This is a genomic window from Lentzea sp. NPDC036955, assembly GCF_055608005.1.
The window spans coordinates 148909-161925 of sequence record NZ_JBVJRC010000016.1 but is presented as its reverse complement, the minus strand read 5'-3'; the positions used below and the strand labels follow the sequence as shown (position 1 = coordinate 161925).

Below are 13017 nucleotides of genomic sequence, written 5' to 3'. Positions count from 1 at the left end.
ACTCATCAGATCGTCGCCGCCTCGGGGCGGGCGATGCCCAGGTCACCGGAACGTCCGGCGGTGATCAGCTCGACCACCTGGCCGTGCGTGACGTCCTTGGACCCCACGACGGCGGCCATGCGGCCCAGGTACAGGCACGCGATGCGGTCGGCGACCTCGAAGACGTCGTTCATGTTGTGGCTGATCAGGACGACGCCCAGGCCCTGCTCGGCGAGCCGGCGGACCAGGTCGAGCACCTGGCGCGTCTGCGCGACGCCGAGTGCGGCGGTGGGCTCGTCGAGCAGCACGACCTTGCTGTTCCACAGCACGGCCTTGGCGATCGCCACTGTCTGGCGCTGACCACCGGACAGCGACGAGACCTGCGTGCGCACCGACTTCACCGTGCGCACCGACAGCGACGCCAGCGTCTTGCGCGCCGCCTGCTCCATGTCGGTCTCGTCGAGCAGACCGCCCTTGGTGCGCTCGCGGCCGAGGAACATGTTCTGGACGATGTCGAGGTTGTCGGCCAGCGCGAGGTCCTGGTAGACGACCTCGATTCCGAGCTCTGCGGCGTCGCGCGGGCCCTTGATGTGCACCGGTTCGCCGTTGAAAAGGACCTCACCCGAGTCCGTCGGGTGGATGCCCGCAATGCACTTGACCAGCGTCGACTTGCCCGCGCCGTTGTCGCCGACGAGGGCGGTGACCTCGCCGGGGTTCACGACGAGGTCGATGTCGTGCAGGACGTGCACGGGACCGAAGCTCTTGTTGATGCCGCGCAGCTCGAGAATCGGCTCGCTCACTGGGGGTTCCTCCGGAGTTACCACGCGCCGAGGCGGGGTGCGCAGTCCGCACCCCGCCTGGACGCAAGCGGTCCTACTACTTGATGCCGAGCTCGGTGCAGGCGGCCTGGGTGTCGGCCACGCAGATCTCCGAGGCCTTGACGAAGCCCGCGTCGACCACGGACTTGACCTTGTCCTTGGTGATCAGCTGAGCGGTGAGCAGCACGGACTTGACGTCGCGGTTGGCCTTGCCGTCCTTCGTCGTGCCGGTCGCGAGGGCGTCGGCGGCGGCCGTGTCGCCCTTGGCGAGGGCGGCGGCCAGCTTGGCGGCGGCCTCGGCCTCGTCCTTGATCGGCTTGAAGACGGTCATGTACTGGTCACCGCGGAGCACGGCCTGCAGACCGTCCGGGGTGGCGTCCTGACCGGTGACCGGGACCTTGCCGTTCAGGCCGACCTTCTTGAGGACCGTGATCACCGCGCCGGCGAGGCCGTCGTTCGCGGCGACGACGCCGTCCACCTTGCCGCCGTTGGAGGTCAGGATCTGCTCGAAGACCTGGCCACCCTTCTGGTTGTCCCAGTTGTCGATCGGCTGGGACTGCACGAGCTTGAGCTTGCCGGACTCGTAGAGCGGCTTGAGGACCTTCTGCTGCCCCTCGTGGAACAGGGTCGCGTTGTTGTCCGTCGGCGCGCCCTCGACCTCGATGACGTTCGCGCCCTGCGGCGCGGCCTTCAGCGCGTCCGCGAGGCCCTGGCCCTGCAGCTCGCCGACCTTCACGTTGTCGAACGACACGTAGTAGGACGAGGAGCCACCGGTGTTCAGGCGGTCGTAGTCGATGACCTGGATGCCCTGGGCCTGCGCCTTCTTGGCGACGGAGGCGCCGACCTCGCTGTTGGGCGTGGCGATGATCAGGACCTTGACGCCGGCGTTGATCATGCCGTCGGCGAGGGTGCTGAACTTCTGGACGTCGCCCTGGGCGTTCTGGATGTCGGGGACGAGCCCCTCCTTCTCCAGAGCGGCCTTGAGGAGCGGCTTGTCGAAGCCCTCCCAGCGTGCGGAGGAGGCGGTCTCAGGAAGGATCACGCCGACCTTCGCGCCACTGCCGCTGCCAGAGTTCGTTTCGGTGCTTCCCCCGGTGCCGGAGGACGTGTTGGCGCCGCACGCCGAAACCGCCAGGGCGAGGCCCGCGGTAACGGCGATGGAAGCGAGAGTCTTGCTGCGCATCCGCCATCCCTTTCACTGCGCTGTGTCACAGAGAATGTTGTGGCGCACAACGTATGCCCGACATACGCGTGACCGGAACCACACTGCATCGATTAAGTCGTCACGATGCGGTAACTCTGCCGCAATTTAGCTACCGAGCGTTGTGAGAGCGTTACCAAGGCACTACTGCAACCAGTACTGATATATCGGATATCAGTTGTCGGCAGGTGAATCGATGGCCGGTCGAACGACCCGTCGAACCAGCTGTCGAACGCTCTCCGCGTCCGGCCGCGCCTGCCGGTCGGCGAACAACAGGTGGGCGCTGCCGATGAGCATCGGCGCCAGCCCGTCCACCTCGACGCCGGCCTCGACCCGGCCGAGCCGCTGCTCCGCGGCGAGGTAGGTCGCGATCAGTTCGACCGCCTCGGTCAGCACCGGCACCCCCGCGGGCCAGGTGTCGCGCAGCCGGGCGCGCAGCTCGTCGCGGAAGGTGATCAGCGCGACCACCGACACGGCGACGGACGTGAAGACCGCCTCGACGGCCTCGGCCAGGTTGCCGACGACCGTCCCCTCACCCGCGGTCAGCTCCGCGAGCCGTCGTTCCGTCCTGGTCGCGCGGTCCACGACGAACGCGGCGAGGAACGCGTCGAAGTCCGCGAAGTGCCGGTGCAACACACCTTTGGCGACGCCCGCGGTCTCCGTGACCGCGCGGCTGGTCAACGCGCTGGGCCCGCCCTCGCGCAGCACTTGCTCGGCCGCACCGAATAGCTGTTCCCGCACGTCACGCAGATGCACCCCGGTCGGCACGGCTCGCGCCTCCACCCTCGCTCGGTTCACAAGTGGGCGCATGCCCACTATGGTGGGCACATGCCCACTCTAGCCGGGTGGTCGCAGAGCTTCGGCTCGGACGCCGACCGCTACGACCGCGCTCGCCCGCCCTACCCCGCCGAGATGGTCGACCGGATCGCCCGCATCGGACGCGGTCCTGACACGGGCTCGGGCCGGAGCCCCAGCGCGAGTTCCGACACGGGCTCGGGCCAGGGTCTCGACGCAGGCTTGGGCCGGATTCCCGACACGAGTTCCGGCCGCAGTTCCGCCATGGGCTCCAGCCGGGTTCCCGACGCGAGTTCCGGCCGGGGTTCCGACACGGGCTCCGGCCACAGTCTCGACATGGGCTCCGGCGCAACCTCCGAACGCGGGCCCAACACAGACTCCGGCCTGGGCTACGCCACTGGCTCCGGCGCGAATCCCGACATGGGCTTTGGCCATGGCCCCGACACCGGCTCCGACCCAGGCCTCAGCACCGGTCCGCGCGTGCTCGACGTCGGCTGCGGCACGGGCATCGCCGCCCGGCAGCTGCGGGGCGCGGGCTGCACCGTGCTCGGCGTCGAGCCCGACGAGCGGATGGCCGAGTTCGCCCGCGGCACCGGTGTGATCGTCGAGACGGCGGCGTTCGAGAGCTGGGACCCGGCCGGCCGCACGGTCGACGCCGTCGTCGCGGCCCAGTCGTGGCACTGGGTCGATCCCGCTGTCGGCCCCGCTCAGGTCGCGCGGGTGCTGCGGTCCGGTGGGTTGTTCGTCGCGCTGTGGCACGTGTTCACGCCGCCGGACCCGGTTGCTCAGGCCTTCGCCGATGCGTACCGGCGCGTCGTGCCCGACGCACCGTTCCAGCTCAGCACGACGGCCGAGCAGGCGCTGCAGAGCTACGCGACTGGCTGTGCCCGGACCGCCGACGCGTTCCTGGCCACCGGCGAGTTCAGCGGTGCCGAGCAGTGGCGTGCCGACTGGGAGCACAGCTACACGACCGGCAGCTACCTCGACCTCATGCTCACCACGGGCTCGCTCACGCCGCTCGCCCGCGACAAGGTCGATGTCGTCGTCGACGCCGTCAGCAACGCGATCGACGCCATGGGTGGTGGCTTCACCGCGAGCTACAGCACGCTCGCGGTCGCCGTCGTCCGAGCTTGAGCGATATATCGCATACGGGATATCGCATACTGGATACCGGATATGGCATATCGCCTGATCAGCGATGTGCCATATCCGATATATCGGCGCTCACCAGGAGCGGAGCGTCGCGATCCGCTCTTCGAGCTGCTCGATGCTCGCCATCGCCGTCACCGGGCCACCGCAGTACTCGCGCAGCTGGTTGTGGATCTTGCCGTGCGGCTTCTTCGTGCGGTGGTGGTGCATGGCGACGAGGGTGTTGAGCTCCTTGCGCAGTGAGGCGAGCCGTTCCTGGACGCTGGCCGTCCGCACCTCCCGCACCGGGGCTTCCGCCTTGGGGCGCTTGGCCGCTGACGCGAGTTGCTCCTCCTGGCGTTGCAGCAGGAGCGTGCGCACCTGGTCGGGCTCCAGCAGCCCCGGCAGGCCGAGGTACTCCTGCTCCTCCTGCGAGCCCGCGAACGCCGCCGTGCCGAACGACGAACCGTCGTAGATGACCTGGTCGAGCTCGGCGGTGGTGCCCAGCGCGGTGAAGGCGCGTTCCTCCTCGCCGGGTTCGTCCTTGGTCTGGTTCGCGTCGGCGAGCAGCTCGTCGTCCCAGCCGTCCTTCTCCCGGTGCGGCTTGCCCAGGACGTGGTCGCGCTGGGCCTCCAGCTCGGCCGCGAGCTGCAGCAGGATCGGCACCGAGGGCAGGAACACCGACGCGGTCTCGCCGGGCTTGCGGGCGCGCACGAAGCGTCCGACGGCCTGCGCGAAGAACAGCGGGGTCGACGACGACGTGGCGTACACGCCGACCGCGAGCCGCGGGACGTCGACGCCCTCGGACACCATGCGGACGGCGATCATCCAGCGTTCGTTCGTCGCGGCGAACTCGGCGATCTTGCCGGAGGCCTTCGGGTCGTCGGAGAGGACGACGGTCGCGGTGTGGCCGGTCACGCGCAGGAGCACCTGCGCGTAGGCCTTCGCCGTCTCCTGGTCGGTCGCGATCACCAGGCCGGCGGCGTCGGGGATGCCGTTCTCGCGCTTCTGCGTGAGCCGCTGGTCGGCGGCGCGCAGCACGGAGGCCATCCAGTCGCCGGCCGGGTCCAGCGCGGTGCGCCAGGCCCGCGCGGTCTGCTCCTGGGTGAGCGGTTCGCCCAGCCGTGCCGTGAACTCCTCGCCCGCGCTGGTCCGCCACGACGCCTCACCCGAGTACGCCATGAAGAGCACGGGCCGGACGACGCCGTCGCGCAGCGCGTCGGAGTAGCCGTAGGTGTGGTCGGCCTTCGAGGTCTTGAACCCGCCCGCGCCCTCCTCGTACTGCACGAACGGGATCGGCGAGTCGTCGGAGCGGAACGGCGTGCCGGTCAGGCACAGCCGGCGCACGGCGGGCGTGAACGCCTCGCGGATCGCGTCACCCCACGACTTCGCGTCACCGCCGTGGTGGATCTCGTCGAGCAGCACGAGCGTCTTGCGGTTCTCCGTGCGCACCCGGTGCAGCGACGGGTGCGCGGCGACCTGGGCGTACGTGACCGCGACACCGTGGTAGTCGCGGGAGGTGATCGCGTTGGTGTTGCGGAAGTTCGAGTCGATCGCGATGCCCTGCTCGGCCGCGGACTTCGCCCACTGGTGCTTGAGGTGCTCGGTGGGCGTGACGATCGTGACGGCCTCGATCGTGCGGTCGGCGAGCAGCTCGGCCGCCACCCGGAGGCCGAAGGTCGTCTTCCCCGCACCGGGCGTGGCGACGGCGAGGAAGTCCTGGGGCTTCGCCGCCAGGTACTTGGTCAGCGCGCGGCGTTGCCATGCCCGCAGCGGTCGCATTGCTGCTGTCGCTGTCGCTGTCGCTGTCACAGACGTGTTTCTCCTCGTTTGCGCAGGTCGAACGTGGTTTCGACACAAAACTGCCCTCAGGCAGGCCGTCGCCGAGGGCACCCCGACCCTACCTGTTCCGGACGCCGATGCCGCGAAACGTGGCCACATGCACCATGCTTGACCTTGCGATGGGTTCGCCTACCGACAACGACGCACGCAGGTCCGGCCGCAAGACGCCGCTGCGTCTACTGGCGCGCACGCTGTCGAAGGCGTGGCAGGGAAACATCTTCTCAGAAGCCGCCGAGGCCGCGTTCTGGCAGACGCTCTCGTTCCCCCCGCTGCTGCTCGGAGTGCTGGGCGCCATGGGTTACCTCGGCGACTGGTTCGGCTCCGCGGTCGTGAGCGCCGTCCAGGACAGGATCATCGGGTTCACCCGGACGATCTTCAGCGGGGACGTGGTGAACGGGGTGATCCAGCCGACGGTCACCGAGATCCTGAGCACCGGCAAGGGCGAGATCGTCTCCATCGGCTTCCTGATCTCGCTGTGGGCGGGGTCTTCGGCGATGTCGTCGTTCGTGGACGCGATCACGGTCGCGCACGGCCAGTACGGCGTGCGCAATGAACTGTGGCAGCGCCTGTTCGCCCTGCTGCTGTACATGGTGTCGCTGGTCGCGCTGGTGGTCGGCCTGCCGGTGCTGGCGCTGGGCCCGGAGATCCTGCCGCAGCTGTTCCCGGCGTCGTGGCAGCCCTACGTCGAGACGTGGGTGAGCCGCTTCTACTACCCCGGTGTGGGGCTGCTGCTCGTGCTGTCGCTGTCGATGCTCTACAAGCTCGCCCTGCCGCGGAAGCTGCCGTGGCACCGGGTGCTGCCCGGCGCGGTCCTCGCGATGGCGGTGTTCATCCTGTCGTCGATCGGCCTGCGCCTGTACATCCAGTGGATCACCACCACCGGCTACACCTACGGCGCGCTGGCGACGCCGATCGCGTTCCTGCTGTTCGTGTTCTTCATCGGCCTGGCGATCACGATCGGCGCGTACTTCAACAGCGCCATCCAGGACATGTGGCCCGCGAAGATGACCCGCCGCCAGCGCCGCCGGTGGCGCCGCCTGGAGCTGGAACGCGCCGCGTCGCGCATCCGCGAGGAGGCCGCGCGGCCCCGGCCGGCCAGGCCGGAGCAGACCGCCCACACCGCGCCCTCTCCCGCCGACACGCAGCTCACGACACCGTTACCGGTCCAGGCCGTCAAGCAGGAACGCGAACGCACCAGCGGCCCCTGACAGGTCCGCGACGCACGCGAGCCCCGGCGCCTGAGCAGCAGGCGCCGGGGCTCGCGTCGCAGGACAGGAGGGCTACTCCTCGCCGCCGCCCTCGGGCAGGTTCTCGTAGATCTTCTTGCAGTCCGGGCACACCGGCGAACCGGGCTTCGGCGACCGCGTGACCGGGAAGACCTCGCCGCACAGTGCGACCACGTGGGTGCCCATCACGGCGCTCTCGGCGATCTTCGCCTTGCGCACGTAGTGGAACATCTTCGGGGCGTCGTCCGAGGACTGGTCGGTCTCATCCGGCCGTACGTCGACCTCGGGGAGAGTCTGGGTGCTCACCCGCCCAGAGTACCTGGGAAGATGCCCTCTCGTGACTACGCTGCACATCGCTGAGGAAGTTGCCGCCGCACTGGCCGAGAACCGGCCGGTCGTCGCACTTGAGAGCACGATCCTGTCCCACGGGCTGCCCGCCCCGCGCAACCTGACCGTCGCCGCACGCCTGGAGCGCGTGGTGCGGGAGGCCGGTGCCGTCCCGGCCACGATCGCCGTGCTCGACGGCGTGCCGCACATCGGCCTCACCACCGCCGAGCTGGAGCGGGTCTGCTCCGAGGAGCTGCTGAAGCTGTCCCTGCGCGACCTGGGCGCCGCCTGCGCGCTCGGCCGCAGCGGTGCCACGACCGTGGCGTCCACGACCGCGCTCGCCCACCGGGCCGGCATCCGCGTGTTCGGCACCGGCGGCCTCGGCGGTGTGCACCGCGGCGCGCACGAGACGTGGGACGTCTCGGCCGACCTCGACGTGGTCGCGACGACGCCGGTGCTCGTGGTGTCCTCCGGGGTGAAGTCGATCCTCGACATGGGCGCGACGCTGGAGGTGCTGGAGACCCGGTCCGTGCCGGTCGTCGGCTACCGGACCGACCGCTTCCCCGCGTTCTACCGGCGCGAGTCGGAGTTCGGCGTGCCGTGGCGGGTCGAGGACGCGAAGCAGGCGGCCGCGGTGTTCGCGGCGGGCGAGCGCGGCATGCTGCTGGTCAACCCGATCCCGGAGGCGTTCGAGATGGACGCCGGGCTGCACGACCGGCTGCTCGCCGAGGGCCTGCGGAAGCTCGTCGACGGCGACGTGCGCGGCAAGGACGTCACGCCGGTGCTGCTGGAGCACTTCCACACCGCGAGCGGGGGCGTGAGCCTCGACGCGAACGAGGAGCTCGTCGTCAGCAACGTCCAGGTCGCGGCCGAGGTCGCGGTGGAGCTGTGCCGGTGAGGCCGGTCGTCGTGGTCGGCGATGCCGGCCTGGACGTCGTCGCCCGCCACTCCGGCCCCATCGCGCACGGCGGTGACGTGCGCGCGAAGGTGACGATCGAACCCGGCGGCGCGGGCGCGAACACGGCCGTGTGGCTGGCCGCGTGCGGTGCGTCGCCGGTGCTGGTCGCGCGCGTGGGCGCCGACTCGGCGGGACGGCAGGTGCACGCCGAGCTGACCGCGGCGGGCGTGCGGTGCGCGTTCGCGGTCGACCCGGACCTCGCGACGTGCTGCGTGGTCGTGCTGGTCGACGAGAACGGCCAGCGCTCGATGCTGCCCGACCGCGGAGCGAACGCCCGGTTCTCCCCCGCCGACCTCGACCCCGGCCTGCTCGCGGGCGCGGACGGCCACCTGCACCTGTCCGGTTACGTGCTGCTCGACGCCACCTCGCGGCCCGCCGGGCTGGCGGCGCTGGCGGCGGCGCGGGCGGCCGGCTGGACCACGTCGGTGGACCCGCAGGCCGCGGTGCTGATCGAGGCCACGCCGTGGTTCCTGGAGGACGTGCGGGGCGTCGACGTGCTGATGCCCAACGCCGACGAGCTGGCGGCGCTGGCGGGCTCACCCGACCCGGCCGCGGCCAAGCAGCTGCTCTCGCACGTCGGGACCGTCGTGGTCACCTCCGGCCCGGACGGTGCCTCGTGGGTCGACGCCGACGAGATCGTGTCGGTTCCGGCCGAGCGCGCCGAGTGCGTCGACTCGACCGGTGCCGGTGACGCGTTCGACGCGGGGTTCCTCGCGGCGTGGCTCTCGGGTGCGTCCAAGCGCGACGCGCTGCTCGGTGGCGTGCGCGCGGGTTCGCGGGCGGTCGCCGTCGTCGGCGCCCAGCCGCCCCGTTAACCGTCGATGACGGTCGTGCTCTTCGGTGCGATCGCGCGGCGTTCGACCTGGTGCCGGTTCACCTTCTCGGACTTGCGCGGCGGCCGGTCGTTCGCGATCAGCACGGCCATCCACGGCAACGGCACGGACAGCACGATGAAGAACAGCGCGAGCCACCACGTGTGCGCGAACAGCGCCGCGAGGATGAGGCACGGGAAGCGCAGGCTCATCATGATCGCGTACTTGCGGCGCCGGGCGGCGTGCTGTTCCTCGTAGGACGGGGCCGCCTCGGTGATCAACACCGGGGTGTCGTTCCGGTCTGGACTGCTCACGACACCACCTCCGGCATCCATGGTCGCACGTCCGGGTGACGACCGGGACGGCCGGTCGGCGGTTAACATCCGCGGGTGGTCGCCCTTGATCGCCTCGTGGACGTGCTCGGCAGCCTGGGCACGCACCTGGCGTGCGCGCCGAGGGGCCGTGCCGCCGAGCTGCGCGGGGTCGCCCTGCACGACCCGGCCGAGAACACGCCCGCCGCCGCGGGGGACGTGCTGCTGGGCCTGGGCACGCCGTCGGTCGCCGCGGCGGCCAGGCTGGTGTCGTCGACCGCGGCCTCCGCGGTGGTGCTGCACGGCAGGCCGCCGCTGGACGAACGGGTCGTGGTCGCCGCGAAGAAGTCCGGCGCGGCCGTGCTGCTCGTGGACCCCTCGGTGCCGTGGAGCCAGCTCGCGAACGTGACGCAGACACTGGTCAACGGCGGCACGCGCACCGGTGACCTGTTCGGGCTGGCCGACGTCATCGCGGGCGTGGTCGGCGGGCCGGTGACGATCGAGGACCAGCAGTCCCGCGTGCTCGCCTACTCCTACCGCCAGCAGGACGTCGACCCGGTGCGGGTGCAGACCATCCTGGGCCGCCGGGTGCCGGAGGAGGCCCGGCGCGCGCTCGACGAGTACGGCGTCTTCACGCACCTCGCCTCGTCCGACGAACCGATCTTCGTGCCCAAGCTGACCCCGCAGCTGGGCAACCGCCTGGTGGCCGCCGTGCGCGCCGGACGCGAGCTGCTCGGTTCGGTGTGGGTGGAGGTGACCGGCCCGGTCGACGCGGCCCGCACGGCGGCGTTGGTGGACGGCGCGCGCACAGCCGCGTTGCACCTGCTGCGCTCGCGTGCCTCGACCGACCTCGAACGCCAGGCGGAGGCCGACCTGGTCATCCGGCTGCTCGAACACCCGGAGTCCGCGGACGTCGCCCGGCTCGGCCTGCCGTCGGCGGACCTGCGGGTGATCGCGGTGCAGGCGCACGCGGGCGAGGGCGAGCACGGGGCGGCGGTGCTGGCGTTCCAGCGGGCGACCGCGGGCTTCGGCTGGTCGCGGCCGGGGCGCAGCGCGTTGTTCGGCAACGTCCTCTACACGGTGATCCCCGCCGCCGACGACGCCGTCGACTGGGTGCGCTCGCTGGTGCGGGAGCTGCCGGCGGAGGCGACGGTGCTGGCCGGTGTCGGCGGGCCGGCCGAGGCGACGCAGCTGCCGACCTCGCGCCAGGAGGCCGACGAGTGCCTGGCGCTGTCGACGGGTGAGCCGGTCGTGTACGACGACGCGTGGGCACGGGTGCTGCTGCACCGGCTCGCGGCCGTCGCCGACGCCGGACGGCTGCCGACCCGTGGACCGATATCCAACATATTGCGACATGACGAGGAGTTCGGGACGAACTACGCGCCGACGCTGAAGGCGTGGCTCGCAGCCCAGGGTGACGTGCGAGCCGCCGCGCGGGAGCTCAACGTGCACCCGAACACGCTGCGGTACCGCATGCAGAAGATGGCGGAGGTGACACCGCTTCCGCTCGACGACCCGGACCAGCGGCTGGCGATGGCGATCGCGCTGTCGGTGATGAGGCTGTCGGCCACGCGCTGATCCCGGTGCCGTGAAAACATGTGCAGCCGTGCACCCTGATCTTTCCGCCGACCTGTGCGCCCGCCTGCGCGAGGCCTTCGAGAACGCCGGCTACACCGCGGACGGCGTCGTCGACGCGCTCGGCCCGCAGGCCCACGCCGCCCTCGGCAGGGGCGAGCCGGAGCCCGCCCGCCGCGCCAGCAGGGACGCCGGGACCCTCGGCACGCTGATCCGCCTGTTCCTGCTCGGCGACACCGAACCCGAGCAGGACGTCCGCAGGGCGCTGGCCGGGACCGACATCGACGACCTCGTCGCGAACGAGGTGCTGACGAGCGAGCTGACCGCCGGGCTGGACGTGCGGCCCTACGAGGACAACTGGTGGGTCATCGCCGACCTCGACTCCGACCTGCGCGGCGGTTCCGTGCCCGAGGACCACGTCCTGGGCGTCGGCCACGCCTCGATCAGCCTCGCCCGCGCCACCCGGCGCACCCCGGTCGGCTCGCTGCTCGACCTCGGCACCGGCTGCGGCGTCCAGGCGTTGCACGCCAGCAAGCACGCCGAACGCATCACGGCCACCGATCTGTCCGAGCGCGCGCTACGGCTCGCACAGGGCACGTTCCGCATCAACGGCCTCGACGTGGAGACGTTGCAGGGCGAGTGGTTCGGCCCGGTGCGCCACCGGCGGTTCGACCAGGTCGTGTGCAACCCGCCGTTCGTCGTCGGTCCGCCGCGGGTCGACTACGTCTACCGCGACTCCGGTCTCGGCGGTGACGACGCGTCGGCGCTGGTGATCCGGCAGCTGCCCGCGTTCCTCAACGAGGGTGGTGTGGGGCAGCTGCTCGCGTCCTGGGTGCACCGCAAGGGCGAGGACTGGGAGGAGCGCGTCTCCGGCTGGCTCCCCCGCGGCGGTGTGGACGCGTGGTTCGTGCAGCGCGACATCGCGGAGCCGGCGCTGTACGTCGGCACGTGGCTCAAGGACGCGGGCGTCGACCCGCGCAGTCCGGAGGGGCGGGCGAAGGCCGCCGCGTGGCTCGACTGGTTCGAGGAGAACGACGTCCAGGGGGTCGGCTTCGGGTACGTGACGCTGCGGCGCACCGACGAGCTGCACTCCGAGGTCGTGTGCGAGGACCTGCGGCACGCGTTCGACGACCCGCTGGGCCCGGAGGCGGCGCGGTGGCTCGACAACGTGGCGTGGCTGCGCGCGAACCCCGACCTGCTCGACCGGACGTTCCGGGTCGCGGACACCGTGCTGCTGGAGGAGGTGTCCGAGGCGGGCGAGGAGGGCTGGCGCAAGGTCGTGGCCCGGCTGCACCGCACCGACGGGCCCGGCTGGCAGCACGAGGTGGACGAGGCGACGGCCAAGCTCGTCGCCGGGTGCACGGGTGCGCTGCCGTTGGCGGACCTGCTCGCGTTGCTGGAGTTCGCGTATGGAGAAATCGATTCGGAAGCCGCGTTGCCGATCGTTCGTGATCTCATCCGGCACGGAATGTTGATTCCCGCGTGAAAGCCGTTGTGGCGCGCGTCACAGAGGCGAGTGTAGAAGTCGAAGGGGAGGTCGTCGGGGCGATCACCGAGCTCGGATTGCTGGTCCTGCTCGGCGTCCACCACGACGACACCGCGGCCCACGCCGCCAAAATGGCGCGCAAGTTGCACGGGCTGCGGATCCTCGATGACGAGCAGTCGTGCGAGTCGACCGGCGCTCCCCTGCTGGTCGTCAGCCAGTTCACCCTCTACGGAGACACGCGCAAGGGCCGCCGCCCGTCCTGGACGGCGGCCGCGCGACCCGAGCACGCGGAACCGTTGGTGAACGCCGTCGTGGCGGAGCTGCGCCAAATGGGCGCACGGGTCGAAACGGGACGTTTCCGGGCGGAGATGAAGGTGCGGAGCGTGAACGACGGTCCGTTCACGGTGCTCGTGGAGGTCTGAGGAAAGGCTTCTCAGCCAATCCTCAGATTACTCGCGCAACCGTTGTGACAGCGGCGACGTCTTCAGGTCAGGAAGTCGGGAACGAATTCGGAATCCGGTTCGTTACCCCGGATGAGAGCCAGCAAGCGATGGGATCC

The 13017-nt window shown here is 70.8% G+C and carries 13 protein-coding genes; 7 read left to right on the top strand and 6 right to left on the bottom strand.

Annotated features, from left to right (window positions below; all coding sequences use genetic code 11):
- Positions 1-5 precede the first annotated feature (5 nt).
- The 3 genes from ACZ7CF_RS39685 to ACZ7CF_RS39675 all read right to left on the bottom strand — a co-directional run bounded on the left by ACZ7CF_RS39685 (position 6) and on the right by ACZ7CF_RS39675 (position 2766).
- Positions 6-779, bottom strand: coding sequence for an ATP-binding cassette domain-containing protein (locus tag ACZ7CF_RS39685; protein ID WP_053738513.1), 774 nt, complete (start codon positions 777-779; stop codon positions 6-8).
- A 76-nt stretch (positions 780-855) separates the two neighbouring features.
- Positions 856-1980, bottom strand: a complete 1125-nt coding sequence (locus tag ACZ7CF_RS39680; RefSeq protein WP_360398319.1) for a sugar ABC transporter substrate-binding protein — start codon at positions 1978-1980, stop codon at positions 856-858.
- A 192-nt stretch (positions 1981-2172) separates the two neighbouring features.
- Positions 2173-2766, bottom strand: coding sequence for a TetR/AcrR family transcriptional regulator (locus tag ACZ7CF_RS39675; protein ID WP_470372268.1), 594 nt, complete (start codon positions 2764-2766; stop codon positions 2173-2175).
- Positions 2767-3129: 363 nt separating this feature from the next.
- Here ACZ7CF_RS39675 and ACZ7CF_RS39670 point away from each other — a divergent pair, with 363 nt between their 5' ends.
- A complete protein-coding gene (locus tag ACZ7CF_RS39670) occupies positions 3130-3927 on the top strand; it encodes a class I SAM-dependent methyltransferase (RefSeq protein ID WP_470372259.1) in 798 nt (265 codons plus the stop codon).
- Between the two features lie 90 nt (positions 3928-4017).
- On the opposite strand, the gene ACZ7CF_RS39665 is transcribed toward ACZ7CF_RS39670, so the two are convergent.
- Complete coding sequence (locus ACZ7CF_RS39665; protein ID WP_470372258.1) at positions 4018-5703, bottom strand: DEAD/DEAH box helicase; 1686 nt, start codon at positions 5701-5703, stop codon at positions 4018-4020.
- A 179-nt stretch (positions 5704-5882) separates the two neighbouring features.
- Here ACZ7CF_RS39665 and ACZ7CF_RS39660 point away from each other — a divergent pair, with 179 nt between their 5' ends.
- Positions 5883-6971: a YihY/virulence factor BrkB family protein gene (locus tag ACZ7CF_RS39660; RefSeq protein WP_458433676.1), complete on the top strand. Its 1089-nt coding sequence runs from the start codon at positions 5883-5885 to the stop codon at positions 6969-6971.
- A gap of 72 nt (positions 6972-7043) precedes the next feature.
- On the opposite strand, the gene ACZ7CF_RS39655 is transcribed toward ACZ7CF_RS39660, so the two are convergent.
- Complete coding sequence (locus ACZ7CF_RS39655) at positions 7044-7295, bottom strand: DUF3039 domain-containing protein (RefSeq protein WP_360398327.1); 252 nt, start codon at positions 7293-7295, stop codon at positions 7044-7046.
- A gap of 31 nt (positions 7296-7326) precedes the next feature.
- Between ACZ7CF_RS39655 and ACZ7CF_RS39650 the strand changes: the two genes are divergently transcribed.
- Both ACZ7CF_RS39650 and ACZ7CF_RS39645 read left to right on the top strand, forming a co-directional pair.
- The gene (locus ACZ7CF_RS39650; protein WP_360398329.1) at positions 7327-8214 is read left to right on the top strand and encodes a pseudouridine-5'-phosphate glycosidase; all 888 of its coding nucleotides are present in this window, start codon (positions 7327-7329) and stop codon (positions 8212-8214) included.
- Positions 8211-9089, top strand: coding sequence for a carbohydrate kinase family protein (locus tag ACZ7CF_RS39645; protein ID WP_360398331.1), 879 nt, complete (start codon positions 8211-8213; stop codon positions 9087-9089). Before ACZ7CF_RS39650 ends, ACZ7CF_RS39645 begins: the two co-directional genes overlap by 4 nt.
- Here the strand turns inward: ACZ7CF_RS39645 and ACZ7CF_RS39640 are convergent.
- Positions 9086-9421 carry a DUF3099 domain-containing protein gene (locus ACZ7CF_RS39640; protein ID WP_360398333.1) on the bottom strand — a complete coding sequence of 112 codons (336 nt, stop codon included), beginning with the start codon at positions 9419-9421 and terminating at the stop codon, positions 9086-9088. The two genes, ACZ7CF_RS39645 and ACZ7CF_RS39640, sit on opposite strands and share 4 nt — an antisense overlap.
- 54 nt (positions 9422-9475) lie before the next feature.
- On the opposite strand from ACZ7CF_RS39640, the gene ACZ7CF_RS39635 reads away from it, so the two are divergent.
- From ACZ7CF_RS39635 to dtd, 3 genes are read left to right on the top strand one after another with little or no spacing between them, the layout of a single operon-like run.
- Positions 9476-10975: a PucR family transcriptional regulator gene (locus ACZ7CF_RS39635; RefSeq protein ID WP_470372257.1), complete on the top strand. Its 1500-nt coding sequence runs from the start codon at positions 9476-9478 to the stop codon at positions 10973-10975.
- 28 nt (positions 10976-11003) lie between these two features.
- Entirely contained in the window at positions 11004-12458 is a 1455-nt protein-coding gene (locus ACZ7CF_RS39630) for a DUF7782 domain-containing protein (RefSeq protein WP_470372256.1), read from the top strand.
- A complete protein-coding gene (gene dtd, locus ACZ7CF_RS39625; RefSeq protein ID WP_470372255.1) occupies positions 12455-12880 on the top strand; it encodes a D-aminoacyl-tRNA deacylase in 426 nt (141 codons plus the stop codon). Before ACZ7CF_RS39630 ends, dtd begins: the two co-directional genes overlap by 4 nt.
- Positions 12881-13017: the final 137 nt, after the last annotated feature.

What these genes read in the sequence shown, in the direction of transcription:
- ACZ7CF_RS39680 (WP_360398319.1), bottom strand. Translation starts at nt 1,980, where the DNA reads ATGCGCAGCAAGACTCTCGCTTCCATCGCCGTTACCGCGGGCCTCGCC.
- ACZ7CF_RS39670 (WP_470372259.1), top strand. Translation starts at nt 3,130, where the DNA reads ATGGGCTCCGGCGCAACCTCCGAACGCGGGCCCAACACAGACTCCGGC.
- ACZ7CF_RS39665 (WP_470372258.1), bottom strand. Translation starts at nt 5,703, where the DNA reads ATGCGACCGCTGCGGGCATGGCAACGCCGCGCGCTGACCAAGTACCTG.
- ACZ7CF_RS39660 (WP_458433676.1), top strand. Translation starts at nt 5,883, where the DNA reads ATGGGTTCGCCTACCGACAACGACGCACGCAGGTCCGGCCGCAAGACG.
- ACZ7CF_RS39640 (WP_360398333.1), bottom strand. Translation starts at nt 9,421, where the DNA reads ATGGATGCCGGAGGTGGTGTCGTGAGCAGTCCAGACCGGAACGACACC.